General features: G+C 69.9%; 18 protein-coding genes and 2 pseudogenes. 8 read left to right on the forward strand and 12 right to left on the reverse strand.

The window, feature by feature from the left end; genetic code table 11:
- Positions 1-120: 120 nt before the first annotated feature.
- The gene (locus AC5R91_RS29570; protein WP_495394577.1) at positions 121-981 is read left to right on the forward strand and encodes a mycofactocin-coupled SDR family oxidoreductase; all 861 of its coding nucleotides are present in this window, start codon (positions 121-123) and stop codon (positions 979-981) included.
- Here AC5R91_RS29570 and AC5R91_RS29575 read toward each other — a convergent pair.
- The 6 genes and pseudogenes from AC5R91_RS29575 to AC5R91_RS29600 all read right to left on the reverse strand — a co-directional run bounded on the left by AC5R91_RS29575 (position 975) and on the right by AC5R91_RS29600 (position 6690).
- Positions 975-1943: an acyl-CoA thioesterase gene (locus AC5R91_RS29575; protein ID WP_495394578.1), complete on the reverse strand. Its 969-nt coding sequence runs from the start codon at positions 1941-1943 to the stop codon at positions 975-977. The two genes, AC5R91_RS29570 and AC5R91_RS29575, sit on opposite strands and share 7 nt — an antisense overlap.
- Before the next feature lie 286 nt (positions 1944-2229).
- On the reverse strand, positions 2230-2418 hold the full coding sequence (locus tag AC5R91_RS29580) for a hypothetical protein (RefSeq protein ID WP_495394579.1): 189 nt from the start codon (positions 2416-2418) through the stop codon (positions 2230-2232).
- Between the two features lie 634 nt (positions 2419-3052).
- Positions 3053-4528 (reverse strand): annotated as a pseudogene (locus AC5R91_RS29585) (N-6 DNA methylase); the annotation flags it as partial.
- 75 nt (positions 4529-4603) lie between these two features.
- Positions 4604-5272 carry a hypothetical protein gene (locus tag AC5R91_RS29590; protein WP_495394580.1) on the reverse strand — a complete coding sequence of 223 codons (669 nt, stop codon included), beginning with the start codon at positions 5270-5272 and terminating at the stop codon, positions 4604-4606.
- A 395-nt stretch (positions 5273-5667) separates the two neighbouring features.
- The gene (locus AC5R91_RS29595) at positions 5668-6111 is read right to left on the reverse strand and encodes a YdeI/OmpD-associated family protein (RefSeq protein WP_495394581.1); all 444 of its coding nucleotides are present in this window, start codon (positions 6109-6111) and stop codon (positions 5668-5670) included.
- A gap of 144 nt (positions 6112-6255) precedes the next feature.
- Positions 6256-6690, reverse strand: coding sequence for a ChaB family protein (locus AC5R91_RS29600; RefSeq protein WP_495394582.1), 435 nt, complete (start codon positions 6688-6690; stop codon positions 6256-6258).
- A 195-nt stretch (positions 6691-6885) separates the two neighbouring features.
- Here AC5R91_RS29600 and AC5R91_RS29605 point away from each other — a divergent pair, with 195 nt between their 5' ends.
- Positions 6886-7401 carry a DUF6328 family protein gene (locus AC5R91_RS29605; protein ID WP_495394583.1) on the forward strand — a complete coding sequence of 172 codons (516 nt, stop codon included), beginning with the start codon at positions 6886-6888 and terminating at the stop codon, positions 7399-7401.
- A gap of 162 nt (positions 7402-7563) precedes the next feature.
- Here AC5R91_RS29605 and AC5R91_RS29610 read toward each other — a convergent pair whose 3' ends face one another.
- Positions 7564-8424 carry an SAM-dependent methyltransferase gene (locus AC5R91_RS29610; protein WP_495394584.1) on the reverse strand — a complete coding sequence of 287 codons (861 nt, stop codon included), beginning with the start codon at positions 8422-8424 and terminating at the stop codon, positions 7564-7566.
- Between the two features lie 54 nt (positions 8425-8478).
- On the opposite strand from AC5R91_RS29610, the gene AC5R91_RS29615 reads away from it, so the two are divergent.
- Entirely contained in the window at positions 8479-9015 is a 537-nt protein-coding gene (locus tag AC5R91_RS29615; protein ID WP_495394585.1) for a dienelactone hydrolase family protein, read from the forward strand.
- Between the two features lie 41 nt (positions 9016-9056).
- Entirely contained in the window at positions 9057-11384 is a 2328-nt protein-coding gene (locus AC5R91_RS29620) for a CoA transferase (protein WP_495394586.1), read from the forward strand.
- 860 nt (positions 11385-12244) lie between these two features.
- On the opposite strand, the gene AC5R91_RS29625 is transcribed toward AC5R91_RS29620, so the two are convergent.
- Positions 12245-13267 carry a helix-turn-helix transcriptional regulator gene (locus AC5R91_RS29625; RefSeq protein WP_495394587.1) on the reverse strand — a complete coding sequence of 341 codons (1023 nt, stop codon included), beginning with the start codon at positions 13265-13267 and terminating at the stop codon, positions 12245-12247.
- Between AC5R91_RS29625 and AC5R91_RS29630 the strand changes: the two genes are divergently transcribed.
- Entirely contained in the window at positions 13242-13949 is a 708-nt protein-coding gene (locus tag AC5R91_RS29630) for an SDR family NAD(P)-dependent oxidoreductase (RefSeq protein ID WP_495394588.1), read from the forward strand. The genes AC5R91_RS29625 and AC5R91_RS29630 overlap by 26 nt on opposite strands.
- 212 nt (positions 13950-14161) lie before the next feature.
- Here AC5R91_RS29630 and AC5R91_RS29635 read toward each other — a convergent pair whose 3' ends face one another.
- Positions 14162-14515 carry a hypothetical protein gene (locus tag AC5R91_RS29635; protein WP_495393399.1) on the reverse strand — a complete coding sequence of 118 codons (354 nt, stop codon included), beginning with the start codon at positions 14513-14515 and terminating at the stop codon, positions 14162-14164.
- Positions 14516-14606: 91 nt separating this feature from the next.
- On the opposite strand from AC5R91_RS29635, the gene AC5R91_RS29640 reads away from it, so the two are divergent.
- Entirely contained in the window at positions 14607-15731 is a 1125-nt protein-coding gene (locus tag AC5R91_RS29640) for an IS630 family transposase (protein ID WP_495393400.1), read from the forward strand.
- A gap of 428 nt (positions 15732-16159) precedes the next feature.
- Here the strand turns inward: AC5R91_RS29640 and AC5R91_RS29645 are convergent, their stop codons facing one another.
- Positions 16160-16645 carry a nuclear transport factor 2 family protein gene (locus AC5R91_RS29645; protein ID WP_495394589.1) on the reverse strand — a complete coding sequence of 162 codons (486 nt, stop codon included), beginning with the start codon at positions 16643-16645 and terminating at the stop codon, positions 16160-16162.
- Positions 16646-16751: 106 nt separating this feature from the next.
- On the reverse strand, positions 16752-17039 hold the full coding sequence (locus tag AC5R91_RS29650; protein WP_044887718.1) for a DUF1330 domain-containing protein: 288 nt from the start codon (positions 17037-17039) through the stop codon (positions 16752-16754).
- Positions 17040-17169: 130 nt separating this feature from the next.
- On the opposite strand from AC5R91_RS29650, the gene AC5R91_RS29655 reads away from it, so the two are divergent.
- Positions 17170-17541, forward strand: a complete 372-nt coding sequence (locus AC5R91_RS29655; RefSeq protein WP_495398085.1) for a hypothetical protein — start codon at positions 17170-17172, stop codon at positions 17539-17541.
- Positions 17525-18597, forward strand: a pseudogene (locus AC5R91_RS29660) (ISAzo13 family transposase). Before AC5R91_RS29655 ends, AC5R91_RS29660 begins: the two are co-directional and overlap by 17 nt.
- Positions 18598-19148: 551 nt before the next feature.
- Here AC5R91_RS29660 and AC5R91_RS29665 read toward each other — a convergent pair.
- On the reverse strand, positions 19149-20642 hold the full coding sequence (locus AC5R91_RS29665; RefSeq protein WP_495394590.1) for a transposase: 1494 nt from the start codon (positions 20640-20642) through the stop codon (positions 19149-19151).
- Positions 20643-20795: the final 153 nt, after the last annotated feature.

Raw genomic sequence — 20795 nt, forward strand, 5'->3', positions numbered from 1 at the left:
ATAGATAAACGATATGACTATCGGAGGGTCGCGTGCGACGCCAACGGCCCGGTGACGACGCAAGCGGGAGGACATCATGACGATGGGACGCGCGGCGACGGCCTTAACGGGAGCGGCGCGATGACGGCGCCCGCCGCCGCGGGACGCCTCGCCGGCAAGGTCGCCTTCATCACCGGGATCGCCCGCGGGCAGGGCCGCTCCCACGCGGTCGCGCTCGCCCGCGAGGGCGCGGACATCATCGGCATCGACCGGGCCGCCGACGTCGCGACGATGGGCTACCCGCTGGGCACCGCCGACGAGCTCGCCGAGACCGTCGCCCTGGTCGAGAAGGCCGGCCGGCGGATCATCGCCCGGGTGGGCGACGTGCGCGACCGGGCGGCGATCGTGGATCTGCTCGCCACCGGCGTGCGCGAACTCGGCGGCCTGGACATCGTCGTGGCGAGCGCCGGGATCTCCCCGCCCGCGCGCCGGCTGTGGGAGATCCCGCCGGAGCAGTGGGACGACGTCATCGGGATCAACCTCACCGGCGTCTTTCACACCCTCGCCGCGTCCGTCCCGCACCTGCTCGCCGGGCGCAGGGGCGGGTCGATCATCGTCATCAGCTCGGGCGCGGCGCTCAACCGCGTCCCGAACCTGTCCGACTACGTCACCACGAAGAACGGCGTGATCGGGATGGCGATGTCACTGGCCAACGAGGTGGCCCACCGCCAGATCCGGGTGAACGTCATCGCGCCGGGCACGGTGAACACCCCGATGGTCACCGAGAACACCCAGCAGTTCCACCTGTTCCGCCCGGACCTGCCGAACCCGACGGTGGACGACTGCCGGGAGGGCTTCGCCGCGTCGATGCCGATGGGCCGGCCGTGGCTCGAACCCGAGGACATCTCCTCGGCCGTGGTGTTCCTGTCCAGCGACGAGGCCCGCTGGATCAGCGGCGTCGTCCTGCCCGTCGACCAGGGCAACACCAACCGCCGCTACTGACCCCCCTGCTCTGCCCGACCTGCCTGCCCCGCCTGCTCTGCCTGCACCGCCCGACCCGTCTGCCCCGGCGGGGTTCGGGCGGGCCGCACGAGGTTGACGGTCTCGAAGACCGCCCGCAGCCCGCCATCGGCGCCGTAGAGCTCGCCGCGGCCGAGGATCCGCCCCCGGGCCGCCTGCGGGGTGTGGACCCGGTAGAGGTGCCAGTCTCGGACGTCGAGGTCGTCGAGGTAGGTGACGGCCTCCGTGAGAACCACCGCCTGCAGCTCCTCGCGGGGTGGCAGCGGTATCCCGCCGTTGAGCATCCCGTCGCCGATGGCGAGAGTCTCGACGGTGTGCGCGATCAGGGCCCGCCAGAAGGTCGGGTCGTCCGGGGCGTCGGCGATGCGGATCCAGAGATCGAGCTGGCGCGGCGCCCGGCGCGGCATGATCGCCGCCTCCCAGGGCAGCAGCGCGCGGCGGATGGGTTCGGCGTCGGCCGGGCGTCCGAGGTCCGTGGCGGGGGAGCCGAACCGGTGGAAGTCGGGGGCATCCCCGGTAAGCATCACCTGCGCCCGGCTGAGCTGGTCGCCGCCCTGGCGCAGGGACAGGGCGAACGACTCCACCGACCGGCCCCCGGCGAGCCGCTCCACGTCGATGTCCAGCGGCAGGTCGGCGCGGCCGCCACGGATGAAGACCGTCTGCAGGGTGTGCAGCCGCTTGCCGGGCGCCAGCCGCTCGGCGAGGACGACCTGCTGGCCGAGCTGCTGCGCGCCGAGGACGCCCCCGTGCCCACTCGGCACACACCGCGCGGACGTCGTGGGCAGCGCCGGCGTCAGGTCGAACACCCGCAGCAGGTCGGGGAGGGTGAACATCGTCTGCACCCACTCCGGCTCGTAGCGCGGTGCGCCCGCATCCGCCACGGCCAGGTCATGCTCGCCGCCACCCTGCGCGGCGACGGTGATCGCGTCCGAAAGCTCTGCCACGTCGACGTCCTCGCCCTCTGCCGCCCGACCCGGCGTCTCACTCCCATGAATACCGGGGGGCACCGTCGGCGGAGTCGTCGAGTGGCTGAGTGCACACGAAAAATGATCGTCCTGGTCGCGTCGTGGGCAGGCGATCCCACCCAGGCATCGCCCGGACCGAACTTGGCCGCGGTCTCACGCCGGCGGCCCGGGTGTTCTTTGCCGCGGGCATGGCACCGGTGCGGCTCGGGGACGGGCTCCTCCGGTCGCCACAGTGGGTTCCGTTCACCACGTCCGTGGACTCCACTCAGATCTCCTCGGGCGCCTCGTCAAGGAGCGCGTCCTGGAGGTACAGCGGCACCAGCGACTCCCGCAGTGCCGATGTGGTGCGCCGGATCCGATCGTGAATCGCCAACTGTTCGTCCAGTGCGCTCATCGCCGCGCCGATGCGCCGCTGCCGGTCGGTGTCCGGAAGGAGGAGCGGCAGGGCGCGCATGGTCGCGGCGGTCAGCGATCGAACGGTCGAGCCGCCGGCATTGCCGACCAGCCACCGCTGTACGGGGATGTCCCAGATAAAAGATCAGATAGCTCGGGTCGAGGGACGAGCCCGGTCGCAGACGCAGGCAGGACGTGCCGAGCAACCAGCCGTCGTGCTCCTCGGTCACCAGCCCGCACCGGCCGATCTCGCCGGTTCTGGTACATACGACGTCGCCCGGTGCCAGCAGGTAACGATCCAGCGTCTCGGACACTGACGGATCGACGAAGTCGAGGTGATCCCGCACGATCCGGTTCTCGCTGATGTTCCTCGGCTTGATGACGGGAACATCGGAGGAGTTCCCTCCCCCGGAGCTCACCGCGCCGGAAGGGCCGACGAGCACGTCGCACACCTCACCCAACTGGCACCGGCTCCAACCGGCGGGAGTCCCGTCGAGCAGATCGGCGGCGGTGTCTATCTGACGTTCCGCCCGCTTGTGCGAGTCGATCGACCGCTGTAGCAGGTTGCGTAGGCTGTGGCGCAGGTCATCGGCATCGGCTCGGTTCCGATCGAGATCGACGGGGGCCGATGTGGCGATCAGATAGCGGCCGGGATTCAGCACGTATCCGTCGTCTCGCAGCCGATCTCGGGCCACGGCCCGCGACAGCACGTCACCCGAGGTGAGCGTCGATCGATCGCGGTACGCCGCCGTGATGCGCTCCAGATCCTCCTCGCGCAGGACCCGATGGTTGCGGCCGTCCATGGTGCCGGCAGCATGCGCGTCGACGAAGAAGACGTCGTCCCCACCACCCGAGCCCCGACCACGCAGCAGCCAGAGCGTCACGGGGATCGCGGTGGAGTGGAACAGTTGCGGTGGCAGCGCGATGACGGCATCGACCACACCGTCCTCGACCATGGCGGCCCGGATGGCCCGCTCCCGGGAGTTCTCGGATGATCCGGCGCCGTGGGGCATGAGGACGGCGGCACGGCCGCCCTCGGTGAGCAGGGCCAAGGCGTGCTGCAGCCAGGCGAAGTTCGCGTTGTGTCGCGGCGGAATGCCATATCGCCAGCGCAGGTCACCGACGTGGTAATCGTCAGTCCAGTCCGACATGTTGAACGGTGGATTGGTCAGCACCAGATCGAAGCGCCGCTGTGTGTCCCAGCGGTACAGGGGCGGCTCGACCCGCACCTCGCGGGTGGCGATGTCGTGCAGCGTCAGGTTCATCCCCGCGAGCCATCCCAGGTGGCCAACCGTGCCACCGCTGACCTCCAGCTTCGCGGGCGCTCCGCACTGGGTCCGGACATGGTCGACGGCGCCTACGAGGAACTCGCCCAGATGACGGAATGGATCATGCAGTCGCTCGCCGCCGATCGGGTTCGTCAGGCGAACTGCCAACCGAACCACCGAGTCCGGCGTGAGGTGCCCCCGCCGGCCGTCGGCAGCCGCGAACCGGGACAGCAGATCATCGGCGAGCCAGCCGGCGATCGGCGCATCTCGGATGCCATCCGGCCCCGACGACGGATCCAGGCGATCTAGGATCTGGATGGCCGTCGCCAGATCTGCGTGGTCGGCAGAGGGCCCGCCAGTGGTCCACGCATGCCGCGGCAGCGGTTCATGCCCGCCTGCCAGCAGCGCGCTGTTGACCAGGTCATCCGCTCGTCGGGGCAGGTCACGGTCGGGGGCGTACCTGAGTTCTCTGAGCTCCGACCATCGTGACGCGTCGTGAAAGCGGAGGTAGAGCAGCCCGAAAGCCAGCATCGACGCCTCGGTCCCATTGATCCCGCCGAAGTTGCGGTAGGCCGCGAACGCCCGCCAGAGCCGTCGACCGGTATCCGGGGGAGGGGCGACCCGCTCGGGCGATCCCAGGTTTCGACGGAACCGGATCCCATAGGTGATCCCTGCATCCTCAGTAGGCTGTCGATCTTTTTCCGCAACGATCCGCTGATCGAGCCAGGCGGCCACATCTGGGGCGGGGTACACCTCCCGTCCCATACGCCTTTCGGCGGCGGGAAAATCCGGATGCCGACGTCTCCAGTTGCTGACCGCCGCCGGCTTCACCGCGGCGAGCCGGGCGATCTCGGCGGCCGTGACGAGGCGCACGGATCCGGTCACTGCGCACCGAAGTCCCATCCGGGCGTGCACTGTCTGATCGGAGCTTCAGGCGGCCCGCCTCCACGGCGCGGTCCGTAGGACCCGTCCCGGTGGTCAGAACCGTGCATGATCGTCCCCACTCCAGATTCCGTCCCGGCGGGCCAGGATCTCGGGTATGCGATCAAGCAGCTCGACCTCCCGCACTGCCTCGGGCGACAGGTAGCCCAGCAGGCGGTAGATCTTCGCGCGGTCGGCGCCGAGATCCCGGTGATGGATCGGTTCGTAGTGCATGACCCGGTTCCGGAGATAGAGCATCGTCACCAGATTTCGGTGCAACTCATCGCGCCTTCCCGTGTAGTACGGGAACGCCCGGTGGAGAGCCGGGACCCACAGTGTCCGGTCGTACGACCTGCCGCGGCTCAGCAGCGCGACCCAGAAGCCGAAGGTCAGGGCGGCGACGACATCGTCGGAAGTCGGCGGTCGGGTGTTTGCTCGGCGGAGCTTGTCACCGGCCTGCCTGACCTTACGAGCGTCCTCGTCGGCAAGTTTCGCGACGGACCACCAGTCGGGTCGCCCATAGTGCGTGCAGAGCCGGCCGTGCAGCGCGTTCCGCAGCCCTATCTCCAGGCAGTGCAAGGGCCCATAGAAAGCGGCGGAGACCGCCGCGTTCCACCAGTAGAGGCGTATCGCCGCGTCGGACGAACCGTCGGTCGCATGCAGGTAGGAACGCAGTCGTGGGGGCGAAAGCAGGCGGTGGATCCAGTCAGGTTGTTCGGTGATCATGGAACACTCCCGCGGATGGACGGCTCGCGGCCGGGCGGTGCTTGGTAGAGTGGACCTCGTAGGCCCCGGGCACGCCTCTGCTATGCATGCCGCCCGGGGCACGGCTCTTTCTGGGCGCGTTGGGCAGCCCCGACGGCCCACTGCGGCGCCTTCGCGGCGCGTGCTGGTGTCGGTGTTCGCTTCGTGCCGAACCTACGCACTCCGTCCGACGTATGCAGATCACGGGCGCCGCACTCGTGCGTCAAGCGCAGTGCACTGCGCTCGGAGAGACTGTTAACACCTACGAGGCGGGGCGCCGGCGACCGAGGGCCGCCGCGGCGGCGCGGCAGAGCGGCGCGGCAGAGCGGCGCGGCCACGTGGCGAGATCCACCGGGGTGTCCGCAGGTGGTGCTCGGTCAGGCGCCCTCTGCGCTGGGGCCACATGCTCGTTGCCGGAGCCGGCGGATCCAGAAGAGGGCCACCGCGGTGACGAGAATGACGGCGGGGGCGAGGCTGGGATCCTCGACTTCGTCCCCGCCGACAACACCGGCTGTCAGCTCGGCGGCGCCGGCGAAGAGCGCGGCGACAACTCCGCCGATCAGGTGCTCGCGGGCGCCACCGGTTGCGGGTTGCAGGGAACGTTCGAGCGTGCCACGGGCGGCGTACTCGGCGGTCCGCCGGGCTCGGCGGCGGCGCACGGGGCCGAGCCGCGAGCCGTCCATCCAGGCGACGTAGAGCCCCCGCACCGAGGTGGTCTGCGCCTCCCACTGCGTCCAGGCGCCGTCCACCGCGGACAGGGCATCACGCAGTTCCGGGGGCGGGACAGCGGGCTCGCGTCGAGGTCCGGCTACTGTCCGCACGAGGTGGCTCACAAGGCGACACTACGCGCGCTCGGTGGGGGGCGGCCAAATGCTACCTGGCAAGTGCCTCTTGATCCTGGTGACGACATGGACTTCAGACCTTGGTGCGTGGCCGACCCGGGATCTACGTTGCCGACCCGATATTCACGTGCGGGTGCGGGTGCGGGTGCGGGTGCGGGTGCGGGTGCGGGCGGCGGTGGAGCGGTCGTTGGCCTTCTCGATGGCCTTCACCAGCTCGCTCTTGGTCATCGACGACCGGCCCCGGATCTCCAGCCGCTTGGCCACGTCCATGAGGTGAGCCTTGCTGGCGTTCGCGTCGACCCCGCCGTGGCTGTCGGCCCGGACGTCGCGCGGGGTCGCCGACTGCCGGTCCGAGGGGCCCTTCGCGCCGCCCGCCTTCGGTTCCCAGTGGTCCCCGATCTTCTCGAACGAGTGCTTCAGCGACGCGAATGCCGTCTGGTGGGCGCGCCGACCCTCGCCGTACTCCCGCACCGCCGAGTCGTGCGTCTCGACCCAGGTGTCCTGGGCCTTCTTCGGCGAACGGGCCACCGTGGACGGCATCTCCTGCTTGCCCGGCATCGTCACCACCTCCGCGCCTTCCGGTGATCGCGCGACCCTTCCCGGTCCCGCTGTTCGGCGAGATCGTTACCCGCCACCCGCCCCCTAAACACCCTCGGGCAGAGGATCGCCCGCCCTCCCACCCGCACATTCGCGATACCGAATTCGACGGGCGGCCGACCCGACTCGACCGGACCCGGCGGCTACTGTGCGGCAATGACGCAGGACGGGCCGCCACCGGAGGGAGCCGGCCGCAGCGCCGCACGGGCCCGGGACGAGACCGAGGCCGAGCGGACCGATCGGAACTGGAACGAGCTGCTCCAGGAGCTGCGCGTCGCCCAGACCGGGGTCCAGGTTCTGACCGCTTTCCTGCTCTCGCTGCCGTTCCAGCAGCGCTTCACGACCCTCGACGACAGGCAGCGGTGGCTGTATCTGGCCGTCGTCCTGCTGTCGGTGGCGGCCACCGGCCTGCTGGTGATGCCGGTCAGCATCCACCGGGCGATCTTCCGTCACCGGGAAAAGGACGCCCTGGTCCGCATCGCGAACCGGGTCGCGCAGGCCGGACTCGCCCTGCTGGGACTGGCCATCGCCGGCGTCGTCGCGCTGATCTTCGACGTCGTCGACGGGCGGACGGCCGGCGTCACCGCCGGTGCCGTCGCGCTCACCGTGCTGGTGGTCCTGTGGGCGATCGTCCCGGCGGCTGTGCGACTGCGCGGCCGCCGGGGAGACTGATCACCGCCGCCCGGCAGCGGTGCCAGGCGGCCGCCCGGGCCCGCAGGGCGGCGGCCGTGGCCTGCTCCCGCCCGTACAAGTGGCCTGCTCCCGTCCGTACAACAGGCGTCCATCTGCGGTGTCGGAGGTCTGGCGGGATGACCGCCGCCGTGGTGATGGCTGCTACGGCTTGCGTCCGACGGCCCCGTAGAAGCTGACCTGGGCGTCGGTGAGGTCGTTGGGGGTGTCGTCGTCGGGACGCCAGCGGTGCACGATCTGCAGGCCGGGATCGAGCAGGTCCAGGCCGTCGAAGAAACGGGCGACGTCGGTGCGACCGCGTTGCTGCGCGGGAATGCCGCCCGCCCGGTAGGTGGCGGCGACCCTCTCCATACCTTCGTCGTAGTCGGCGGTGGCGTGGGTGAGGGTCAGATGGCTGCCCGACGGCAGCGCCTGCAGGAGCCGGCGCAGGATGCCCTGAGGGTCGTCGGAGTCGGGGAAGAAGTGGATCGTCGCGATGAGGGAGAGGGCCACCGGCCGGGTGAGGTCGAGGGTGGCGCGCAGCTCGGGAGCGTCGAGGATGCTCTCAGGGTGGTGGAGGTCGGCGTCGAGGTAGGCGGTACGGCCGGCCGGGGTGCTGGTGAGCAGGGCGCGGGCGTGGGTGAGCACGATCGGATCGTTGTCGGCGTAGACGACCCGGGCGTCGGAGGCGATGCCCTGGGCGGCCTCGTGCAGGTTCGGGCTGGTGGGGATGCCGGTGCCGATGTCGAGGAACTGGCGGATCCCGACCTGCGCGGCCAGATAACGGGTAGTTCGGATCATGAAAGCCCGGTTCGCCTGGGCGGCGATGCGGGCGTTCGGGAACACCGCCAGGGTCCGCTCGGCGGCTTCCCGGTCGACCGGGAAGTGGTCCTTGCCCCCGAGGTAGTAGTCGTACATCCGGGCCGAATGCGGCTGGTCGGTCTTCAGGTCGACCGGGCTGCGCTCTTCGGCGAGGGTCTTCCACCACGTCCCGACCTGCGTGCCGTGTGGATCTGCACTCGTCACCCGCTCTCAACCCCCTTGAGTATTGGACGATCCTCGCAAATCACCCTAGTGCAGATGCGCCTCATCGACTCCCGCGACTTCCGCCGCGCCAGCGACGACCTGTTCGCCGGGGCCGGCCACCCGGCCGGGCTCGACGCCGTCGACCGGACGCGCATCGGGACTTGGGGGTACTGCACGGGTGCGACGATGTCCATGCTCTTCGCCCGACTGAGCCGGGACGTCAAGGCGGCGGTGCTCTTCTGCCCCAGCCAGCCGGTGTTCGCCAGCCGCGAGCCGCGACGCCCGGTGGACCCGGTGGACCCGATGGACCTGATGGACCTGATGGACCTGATGAACCTGATCTGGAACAGTCACGCACCCGCCCTGGTCGTCTACGGAGACCAGGACCCGATCACGCCGCCAGATCGCTGGCCAAGCTCCGTAGGCGGATCGAGGACTGGCAGGTCGACTGGCAGGTCGAGATCTACCCTGGCGTCACCCCACGCGTTCAGGTCGCATTATGTCGACGAGGAGGGAAACGACTGGTTCGACGAGACGACCCGCGACCCGTCCTGGGACTACGCGCTCGACTATCTGACCAGCCGGCTGTGACACCCGCGTCCGAGAAGAGCCTGAGAAAAAGGGGAGCCCGCATGCCAGAACCACTGCTCGACGGAATCCGGGTCGTCGACCTGTCGACCGGTGTCGCCGGGCCGACGGTGACGATGCTGATGGCCGAGGCGGGCGCGGACGTCGTCCTGGTCGAGCCGCCCGGCGGCCACCCCGACCGGGCCCTGCCCGGCTTCCGTACCTGGGCCCGTTCCAAGCAGTCGCTGGTGCTGGACGTCGACTCCCCGGAGGGGCGATTACGGCTCGACGAGCTGCTGCGCGGCGCCGACGTGCTCGTCCACTCGTACGGTCCCACTACGGCGGCCCGGCTCGGCCTCGACGACGCCGCTGTCGGGAGCCGCTACCCCGCGCTGGTCGTCTCGTCGGTGCTCGCGTGGCCGGCCAACCACGTCGACGCGGACCGCCCGGTTGACGACCTGCTGGCGCTGGCGCGACTGGGCCTCCTCGACGAGCAGCAGGGGCACCGGCCGGGGCCGGTCCACGTCCGGTTCCCGCTCGGCAGCTGGGGGGCCATGTGGCTGTGCGCGACCGGGATCGCGGCCCGGCTGGTGGCACGGGGGCGGACCGGCCGGGGCGGGCCGGTGCACACCAGCCTCGTCCAGGGCGCGCTCGTTCCGATGATGATGCACTGGCACCGGGCCGAGGCGCCGTCGGCCCTGCTCGCGGCGGGCATGTCCAAGGACGGGGCGGTGACACCACTGTTCGAGTGCGCCGACGGCGAATGGATCCACGTCATGCCGCCGTCCCCCGACGACCTGCCGTTGACGAAGCGGGTGTTCGACGAGATGGGTGCCGACGCGGTCGCCGAGGCCAACCGGCGCCACGCCGCGGGGATCATGGCCAGAGCGTTCCCGAACTGGGGAGCCAACGTCGAGGCGTTCCGCCGCCGGCCCGCGGCCGAGTGGCTGGCCGAGCTGTGGTCCAACGACCGGCCGGCCCAGCCCGTGCTGCCGCTCGGCGCGGTCCTCGACGACCAGCAGGCGAAGGCCAACCGGTACGTCACACAGCTCGACGACCCCGAGGCCGGCCGCATCACCGTGCCCGGCCATCCGGTCACGCTGGACCCGCCTGCCACCGTCCGCAATCCGGCCCCCCGGCTCGGTGAGCACCAGGACGTGGCCGCCAGGCACTGGACGCCCCGCAGCACGGCCACCGAGCGCGGCCGCGGCCGCGCCGACGCAGACTCCGCCGCTGGCGGGCCGGTCGAGTCGCTGCGTTTCCCGCTCCAGGGCCTACGGGTGCTGGACTTCGGCGCGTTCCTGGCCGGGCCGTTCGCGCCGATGCTGTTCGCCGACCTGGGCGCCGACGTCGTGAAGGTCGAACCGGCGGCCGGCGAACCCGGCCGCTGGGGCGACTGGCCGTTTGTCGGCTGCCAGCGCGGCAAGCGCGGCGTGGCCCTCGACCTCAAGTCCGAGGCCGCCCGGCCGGTCGTCGAAGCCCTGCTGCGCTGGGCCGACGTCGTGCACCACAACCTGCGCGTCCCGGCCGCCCGCCGGCTCGGCCTCGACGAGGAGGCCGTCCGTGCGGTGAATCCGGACGTGGTGTTCTGTCACACGAGCTCGTACGGCCCGGACGGCGCACGTGCCAACTGGCCCGGCTACGACCAGTTGTTCCAGTCGTCGCTGGGATGGGAGCGGATGGGCGGCGGCGAGGGCAACCCGCCGATGTGGCACCGCTTCGGGTTCATGGACCACCAGTGCGCGTTGTCGTCCGCGGCCGCGACGTTGTGGGCGGTCTTCGCCCGCGACCGGACCGGTCGGGCGAGTTCGGTCGCCGCGTCCCTGCTGGGTGCCGGGGTGCTCACTACGAGCGAGACCTACCTGCGACCAGACGGCACCCTCGTCCCGGTGCCGATGCTCGACCAGGCGCAGCTGACCACGACACCGGGACGGCGCCTGCTGGCCTGCGCGGAGGGGTGGGTCGCGATGGCCGCGACCGCTGACAGCGACGTCGCGGCGGCCTGCCAGGCGCTCGGTTGCGGGAGTACGGCGGAGCTCGCGGCGGCGGCCGCCGTCCGCCCGGCCGGTGAGGTGCTCGATCTGCTCGCCGGGGCGGGTGTGGCGGCAGAGGAGGTCCGGCTCGACCAGCGCGACGCGTTCTTCGACTCGGCCGACAACGACGCCGCAGGCCTGATCGCGCGCTACCGCCACCACGACTGGGGCGGCTTCGAGCAGCCGGGCGCACTGTGGGACCTGGGCGACCTGACGACCCAGCTGCATCTGGCCCCGCCGGTACTGGGTGAGCACACGATCGAGGTGCTCACCGAAATCGGCATCGCCCGCGAAACGATCGACGAGCTGATCGCCGCCGGCGCCGCCACGGCCGCGCCACCGCCCGCCCTCCGTGCCTGAGCACCTGCCTGCGGCCGATCCGCCTGTGGTCGGTTCGTCGGATGCCGATCCGGACGGTGTCGACGTGGTCGACCTCGGTCCGATGCAGCCGGCCGGATCGGATGTGCTCGCCGCGGTCGGATGACGGCGGGGCTGTCGGGTAGCCGTGTGCCGGTGTGGACACACCGTGTCTTTGCGGAAATTGCGAGCGGGTACGCCGGCGCTGTGGAAGGTGGTGTAGCCGGGGGCGGTCGTCGGCCGATCGCGGTCGGCGAGGCCGTCCTGAAACCCGCAGTCTCCAGGTATGCCCGCTGAATCCGCGAGCACTATTCCCCCGAGCGCCGCGCCCACGGCGCGCGCTCGGGGGACTCGAACCTGGTGGACCTAACGCACCACAATAAGAACCCTTCAATCTTGGTCGAAGGCCCCGAAATCACCGTCCGCCCGGTCGCCCCACGGGGCCTGACCAGGGGCGACGTCCGGTGACCGCCAAGGCAGGAACATCATCTACCGGAGCGAACAAGTGTTCCGAGGATCTGGTCGGTCCGGGCCTTCCGGGTGCTCCGGTCCGGATGGTCACCGCGATCGTCGGGATCGTCGTCGCGTTGACGTTCTTCGTCGGCTTCGGCAACGCGCTCGCCCTCGGCCTACGACTCGGCGAAAGAGGCAGAGCCAGCCTTCGACGTCGCGGCGGATGCCCGGGGTGATGCCGTCGAGTATCTGCTTGAGGTAGGCGTCGAAGGTGGAGTGCCGGTCGTCGTCGAGCAGCCCGAGATGGTCCAACGCCCGCTCCAGTCCGCTCCGCGCTGATTTCGCATGCTTGGAGGGCGGGGAACATGTCGGAGTAGCGGACTTTCTCGCAGGGGGCGAGCCAGGAGAGGTTAGCGGAATTTCGGCGTTCGGGTGTCGTCGGGATCGGCCTCGTTGAGGGCGTCCCTGTCGCAGCCCGCGACCAGTGCCAGACGCAGTTTGGTCTCGTCTTCACTGTCGGGCGCGGCGGTAAGGATGACGATCTTCAGGTCCAGGTCTCCGTCGGTCAGCACGTCGCAGTCCACCACGATGGGTCCGACTGTCGGGTGTTCGACCGTCTTGCGATCCTCACGGTGGGCAGCGACCGACCCCTGTGCCCAAAGCTTGGCGAAGCGTTCGTTGCCCGCCATCAGCTCACCGATCAGCTCTGCCAATCGTGTATCGCCGGGAAAGCGGCCGGCGGCGCGTCGCAGGTCGGACACGATGGCGGCGTCGGTGACCTCGCGGTCCAGGCTCGTCACCGGCCACTGGGACAGGTGCGGGCCGCCGGAGTCGACCGGGAAGCTGTCACGGGCGAAACTCCGCAGCTTCGCCGGCGTTGGCGACGGGTCACCCAGCAGCGCGGCCCAGTCGCGGTTCCACCAGATCAACTGCCAATCCGCGGCGAACACCGCGACGGCCACGTCGCCGAGCCGGACGAGGACGCGATGCACTCCCGGCGGGATGTGGTCATCAATCGTGTCGTGCGCCGGCACAACGAGATGAGCCAGCCGGTACAGGTGGTCCCGCTCGGCGACGGTCAACCGCAGCGCGCGGGACAGGGACCCGACCACCTGCGCCGACGGCGCGGTCGCCCGCCCCTGCTCCAGGCGCACCAGGTAGTCGACCGACACACCGGCGAGTTCGGCGAGTTCCTCCCGGCGCAGCCCCATCGCCCGGCGCGCCCGGCCGGTCGGCAGACCCGCCGCTGCCGGTGACAGCCGGTCCCGCCAGGTGCGGATCGTCGCCCCCAGCGCGGCATCGTGCATGCTCACGTCGACAATTATCCCGCGCGGCGACACGCTGACGGTGGTACTGCTGTTCCTACCGTCGAGCCGTCCCTGGCCGGCCCCGCACGGGCGACCGACGATGAACGCAGAGACAACCACCTTCATCACCGGAGCCAACAAGGGCCTCGGGCACGAGACGGCCCGCCGCCTCGTCGCACTCGGTCACGCCGTGCTGCTCGGCGCACGCGATGTACAACGCGGCACTACGACCGCCGACGCGCTCGGCGCGCGCTTCATTTCCATCGACGTCACCGACGCGGCGTCCGTCGCTGCGGCCGCCGCCGACGTCGAAGCGCACGAGGGGTCGGTCGACGTCCTGATCAACAATGCGGGCATCCTCGGCCCCTACGGCGACCCGAGCGACCTTACCGGTGCCGACGCCTTCGACGTCTTCGACGTCAACCTGTTCGGCGTGATCAGAACGACCACCGCGTTCCTTCCCCTGCTCCGTCGCTCACCGGACCCAGTGATCATCAACGTCAGCAGCGGACTCGGGTCACTGGCTATCACACACGACCGGTCGCGGGTCGAGTCGACGGTAATCGCGCCGATCTACACGTCGTCGAAGGCCGCGCTGACCATGCTGACCACCCAGTACGCCAAGGCACTGACCGACATCCGCGTCAACGCCGCCGACCCCGGCTACACCGCGACCGACCTCAACGGCCACAGCGGCTCCCAGACGGTCACCGAAGGCACCGACGCGATCGTCGCCCTCGCAACCGAGGGACCCGGACACCCCTCAGGGCGATTCGTCGACCGCACCGGCGAGATCAGCTGGTCCTGAACGACCTTCTACCGCCGACCAGTCAGCGGCGCCCGTCGCTGGCTCGGGCGGCGTCCGGGCGGGCGCGTATGGGTTGCGTCGTGGCATCAACAGAGGTACATCGCGAACAGCGACCCGTTCATGCACAGGCTGGCGATCGCGCCTCGAAGAGTGCCACGTGCGTGGAACGAGAACAGACGACGCGAGGCCACACAACCAGAGGACCAGCCGACCTAGTGGGTGTCGCCGTTAGTTCGTCGGTGATCGGTGGTGCCGGGTAGGTAGAGGCCTGCGGCGAGGTCGAGCGCGGCTTCGGCGGTGCCGCTGGGGGATCCGTCGGGCAGGTAGGAGTCGTCGTAGTCGTCGTGGCTGGCGCGCCAGATCGCGAAGCCCCAGTCGTTGGCGTAGCCGTGGTAGCGCAGCCGGCACAGTGGCTGGGGGGCGCCGTCGGGGTCGGTGGCGGTGACGTAGGCGAACGCGCCGTGGTAGCGGGTGGAGATCTCGCGGATCCCGGGCCAGTTCTCGGCCGCGTGCGCGACGAGCCGCTGGCGCAGGGAGATCTTCGTCGATGCCGGGATACCTGCCACGGCTCTCATTGTCGCCGTCAGTTGAGGGCGGGTTGCCCGCGGGTGTGGTGGCGGCGATGGTCGGGTGCGACCTGCCCGATAGGACATCAGGGTGTCTCGCCGTGCTACCGCGGTCATCCTGACCGACGACGTCCGTGCCGAACTGGCCAGCCGTGCCCGGTCGGCGACCGTGCCGCGCCGTGACTGGCTGCGCGCGAGGATCGTGCTCGCCGCCGCGGACGGGCTGGGCAACGCCGCGATCGCCGCCGGGTTGGGTGTCTGCGAGGACACCGTCTGCACGTGGCGGGGCCGGTTCGCCCGGGAAGGTCTCGCGGGCCTGCGTGACCGGCCCCGGTCGGGCCGGCCGGCCCGGTTCACCGCGGTGCAGGTCGCCGAGGTCAAGGCGCTGGCCTGCACCCGGCCCGCCGACGTCGACGTGCCGCTGGAACGCTGGTCGGCGGCCGAGCTCGCCGCCCACGCGGTCCGCGAGGGCATCGTCGAGGAGGTGTCCGCCTCGACGGTGACCCGCTGGCTCGACGCCGACGCGATCCGCCCCTGGCGGCACCGGTCGTGGATCTTCCCGCGGGACCCGGCGTTCGTGGCGAAGGCGTCCCGGGTCCTGGACCTCTATGCCCGCCGCTGGGACGGCGAGCCGCTCGGCCCGGACGACTATGTGATCAGCGCGGACGAGAAGTCCCAGCTGCAGGCCCTGCACCGCTGCCACCCGACCGCGCCGGCGATGCCCGGCCACGGCCCGCGGGTGGAGTTCGAGTACACCCGTGGGGGCACGCTGGCGTACTTCGCCGCCTACGACGTCCACCGCGCCGAGGTGATCGGCCGGATCGAGGACACCACCGGGATCGCCCCGTTCGGTCGGCTCGCCGCCCAGGTCATGGCCCAGGAGCCCTACGCGTCGGCGCGGCGGGTGTTCTGGATCGTCGACAACGGCTCGTCTCACCGAGGCCAGGCCTCGATCGACCGGATGCGCGCCGCCCACCCGACCGCGACGCTGGTCCACCTGCCCGTACACGCCTCCTGGCTCAACCAGGTCGAGGTATTCTTCTCGATCTTGCAGCGCAAGGCCATCGAGCGCGGTGACTTCGCCGACCTCGACACGCTCGCGGCCCGGGTCATGGGCTTCCAGGCGCTCTACAACCAGGCCGCGACCCCGTTCGACTGGAAGTACACCCGCGCCGATCTCCTGAAGACCGCCAGCCGCCTCGGCCTCGCCGCATAACCGACGAACTTGCGGCGGCACCCACTAGGACACGCACTCATCTGCCCGCTGGTCGGGCGTTTTCGTTCGCGTGATCGACGAGAACGTTGACTGCGGACCGCGCCGCATGCGACTGGGTCGTCCCGACCGGCGCGGATCATCCTCTCGCCTGCGAGTCTCGCGCGCGGACAAGAGGACGATCTTTCTTGATCGCCACCTTCCGTAATCACGATCACAAGCCTAGTGCCGGGACTCGAACCGTTTGATCGGAACCCTGACCTGGACTCTTGCTGATCGACGCGCTCCCATAACTTATAGATAAAAACTATTTAACCAGTTCAACGGCATAGTTGCACACCGTGGTGGAGGCGGCGGGAATCGAACCGATCCCGACCCGAGCGGCGAAGACAGAAAATAGCTGAAACGCCTGTATTGCAAAGATTCTCGAGTCAGGCATGATCGCTGGAGGCTGGTCGAAATGCGGCCCCCGCTGCCGGTGGCTTCGCGACCAGGTGGAGATCGCCCTTCCGACGCTGGATACGCCAGCCCTCGGGCGTCCGGGACAGTCGGTCCAGGTGCCGCCCGAGTAGGGATATCCCCAGGCCGCCATCGGGGCGTCGTTCCACCACCGTCCACATGACCTCCGCCGTCGCGGTGTCTCCGGCGAGGATCACGTCGGGGCTGGAAATGATGTGGAACGAGGTGCCGAGCCCGGCCGTGAGGGTCCGGGCCATGAGTTCCTGGATGGCCTCCGGTCCCTTGGCCCGCCCCATCGGTCCCAGGAGGACCTCACCGTCCTCGGCGAACAGGGCCGCCAACCGCTCCCAGTTGCCCTGATCAAGATGCCGGCCATAATCGACGAACAACTGATGGATCGCATCGCGGTCCTCGAGCCGTTGAAGACGGTCCTCAGCACTTTCCACGGTCACCTCCACTGTCGAAACGTCTGAGCAGCGCTGACCATCATCAGCGTCGCACCGCCGGGTGCAGCGTCTCCTGAGATCGTGTGCGCCGCCCCCCGAACCAGAGCGTCCCGACTCGTCACACGCCCGGCACGATGCGCATGTCACGAACGGCGCCGCCGTCGAGGACGGCCAGGGCCTTCTGGTAGGCGGGGCTGTCGTGCGCGGTCCGGGCAGCCTCGACCGAATCGAACTCGATGAGCACGGTGCGGGTCTTCTCCCCGGCCTCGTAGGTCTGCTCGGGAAGACCCCGGGCTACGAAGGTGCCGCCGGCCGCACGCAGCGCCGGGCCGGCCAGCTCGGCGTACGCCGCCACCTTGCTCTCATCGACGATCTCCTTGTAGATACTGATCCAGTAGGCAGTCATGAAGGCCATCGTGCCCGAGGACGCCACGCAGACGGGTCTCAACCCCAGGACGATCATGCGTAGTGATCGCCAAGACGGCGACGGACGGCCCTCACCTGTCCTGCGCCTCGGTCGCGACCCTCTCGCCGGGATGCTGGCCGAGCTTCGGGGCGGCCCCGGCGATCGGGTCTTCGAGGTCGGTGCCGGCACGAGCTACAACGCCGCGCTGCTCGCCGAACTCACCGGTCCCGACGGGCAGGTCGTCACCGTCGACAACGACGAGGAGGTCACCGAACATCGAGGGCACCGCCGGCGTCGTCGCCGTCCTGCACAGCCTCGCCACCGACACCACCACCCGGGAAACCGCTCTCCTTCTCGACCTCCCCCAGACTCAGCCGGCGCACGTAAGCTGACCGCCCGCGCAACCGGGGAGCGTAGACCCGGATCCGCGCCACTCAGCGGACCGCAAGGCCGGCAGCGGCCGCATAAAGGCAGAGTTCGCGGCGATGGCCGCGCGGCTTGAGGTGCTGTTGCCTCGGTTGAACGAGCGGGACCGGCGGCTGGCGTTGGGGGCGGAGGCGCGTTCCTGGGGGTATGGGGGCATTGCTGCGGTCGCGCGGGCGACCGGCGTCGCGAAGGGGACGATCGCCAGAGGTCGTGCGGAGGTGGACGCCGACCCTGAAGAACCGACACGGGTGCGGGCCACTGGTGGCGGCCGGAAGCGGGCGGAGATCGCCAACCCGGGGCTGTCCGAGGCACTCGACAGCCTGGTTGAGCCCGAAACCCGGGGAGATCCGGAATCGCCACTGCGGTGGACGACGAAGTCGACCCGGTACCTGGCCCGCGAGCTGACCCGGATGGGGCATACGGTCAGTCATTCCGCTGTCGCCACGACCCTGCGCGCCCAGGGCTACAGTCTGCAGTCGACGCGTAGGACGTGGAAGGCACGCAGCAGCCGGATCGCGACGCCCAGTTCCGCTACCTGGGCGCCACCGCCGCGGAGTTCCTCGCCGCCGGCGACCCGGTGATCAGTGTCGACACGAAGAAGAAGGAGCTGGTCGTACGCTTCGGCCAGGCCGGCCGGGAGTGGCACCGCACCGGCGACCCGGAACAGGTCAACACCCACGACTTCCCCCAGCTCGCCGAGGGGAAGGCCATCCCCTACGGCGTCTACGACCTCGCGGACAATTCCGCCTGGGTCTCTGTCGGTATCGACCACGACACCTCCGCGTTCGCAGTTGCCACTATCAGGAAATGGTGGCAAGACATGGGCCGAGACAGGTACCCGAACGCGCGCAGGCTGCTCATCGCCGCGGACTGCGGAGGTTCCAACGGGAACCGCCCCTGGCTCTGGAAGCACGAACTCGCGAAACTCGCCGCTGATACCGGCCTTCAGATCACCGTCAGCCTCATCGCCAACACGACGACCACCACCGGCCTCAGCGTCCGCTGCGAGCTCGATCCCGGCGACTATCCCACCAAGGTCAAGCTCACCGAACAGGACAGGGAGAAAATCCCGATCAGCAGGTATGACTTCCACGGAGACTGGAACTATACGATCAGCCAGCCGGACGATTAACTTATATCAATCCGGACCCTAACCCACGTGACACACTCATCAATCGTCAGGCCGAAAACAGGATCCCCCGAAATCATCCTTGCGGTTTTATTGATTCTCATGCCAGGCCAGTAGTGCGACCCAAGATGCGTTACGGTCTATGGAACTGGTGTCGTATACGGGGCGACCATTGAGAGGTTTAGTGAGTGGTACACGAAGACGCCATACCACCTCTCTTCCTGCGTAGTGAGATCGGCTCTGGCCCGCGCGGACCGATGGGCGAGAAACCGGCAGACGGGGTGGATCGTCCGGATCGATGCCGACTCGTACGCATGCTTCTACCTGCTCATCGGTCTCCCGAACTTCGACCGAGGCCGGGACCTCTCCCCGATCCGTGCTTACCTGTAGCCACAAGATTTTTTCATCCTCGCTAACCTGCGCACAGCGAATTTTGCAATCCCATGCTTGAAAAGCGGCCGGATTGGGAGTGGGTAGTTTACGGACCCATTCTGGCTCGCCCGTAGGGGCGATTAGTGGCTCTTCGCAGTTGGCCGGAATGTGTAGTCGGCTGATCACGCCGCTTTCGGGTGGGCGGTGACTACGGGTAGCCAGTGGGTGGTGCGGGTGGCGCGGGAGGCGACGTAGCGGGCGCGGCGCTGCTGGTTGACGACGTTGCGCAGGCCGTAGGCGGTCCGGTAGAGGAGTTTCGTCAGGCGGTTGATCGCTTCGGCGGCTGCGTTGGACAGGCCGTGGAGGAGCGCGTTGGTGATCTCGACGCGCCAGTCGGAGACCGTCTCGGCGAGGGTGACGACCTCGGGCACGGTCTGGCCGACGGTGGCGCAGTGCTCGAAGAACCTGGTCAGGGCCCGGTCGAGGTCGGTGCGGGTGGTGGCCCGGCCGGTGCGTGCTGGAGAGAGCGCGAGCAGGTCGAGCAGCAGGTTCTTCGCGCGCCAGGCGGCGCCGAGCGCGAAGCCTGCGTCACCGCCGACGTCGGCCAGCGTGGTGAGGATTTTCTTCCGGGCCTCGGGCGAGAGCGTGGCCGGGCCGCGTACCAGCAGCCGCTTGATCTGGTACTCGGGGTCGCCGGCCCGGCCGCGCCGGCCGAGCCGGCCGCGCAGCTGCTGGGTGACCCGGCGGCGGACGTCGCCGACGGCCTTGTTCGCCAGCTGGGCGACGTGGAACGGGTCGGCCGCCAGCAGCGCGTCCGGGAAAGCGGCGCGGGCCGCGGACTTGTAGACGGTCGACAGGTCGAGGGTGACGGCCCTGACCCCGGCCCGCCAGGCGGCCGGCTGGTCGGCCAGCCAGGCGGCGACGGGTCCGGCGGCGCGGCCCTCGACGACGCCGAGCAGGCCGTGGCCGCCGTCGGAGTCGATCAGCACGGTCTGCCAGCGGTCGGCGTCCTCCACGTAGCGGCCGGTGGCCGGGTCGCGGTGCCAGCGAGGAGCACCGCGACGCTGGTCGTCGAGGCCCAGCACCGACACGTCGGGCAGCGGCCCGCCCGCCGAGCGGCGCGCCCTCACCTCCAGCGCGGCCTCCGCCTCGCCAGGCGGTTCCTCGCCCTCCGGGGCCTGCCGCGCCCCAGCACCGGCCGGGGCCGGATCGCAGGCCACGATCCCGGCGGTGTCGGCGACCCGCACGAACGCGCCGTGCGCCGTGTGCCAGCCCGCCTTCAGCGGGGCCGCGGCCCGGCTGACCGGGACCAGCCAGTCCCCGACCAGACGCCCCATCGTCTCCAGCGCGGCCAGCGACACCCGCCCACCCCGGACCGCCAACGCGGTGTCCTCGACGAACCCCCGTCGGCCACAGCCGGTGTTCTCGCAGGCCAGCCGCCGCTTGTGCCAGGTCACCCGCAGCGGCAGCACCACCAGGTGACGCACTGTGTGCCCGACGGTCTCCCGCACCCGGCCCGAGACCGTCCCGCAGTCCGGGCAGCAGCCCACCACCCCCGCCACCGCACGGACGTGGACGGTGTACGACCCGTCCGCCTCCCGCTCGACCAGGTCGACCGCCAGCCCTTCCGGCAGCCCCAGCAACCCGCCCAGCACACAGCCCATACCCTGAGACACGCGCACTCGTTCTCACCTGGTTGATCTTTTCCTTAGACAAGAACGATCATCCCAGGCGGCGGGTGCGCCCCTTTTCTTGGACCAGCCCGCGACTACACCCCGTCACAGTGACCGATCACAGTCAGTCAGCCGGCGAGCACGACACCCGGCCAA

The organism is Frankia sp. BMG5.60, assembly GCF_059428125.1.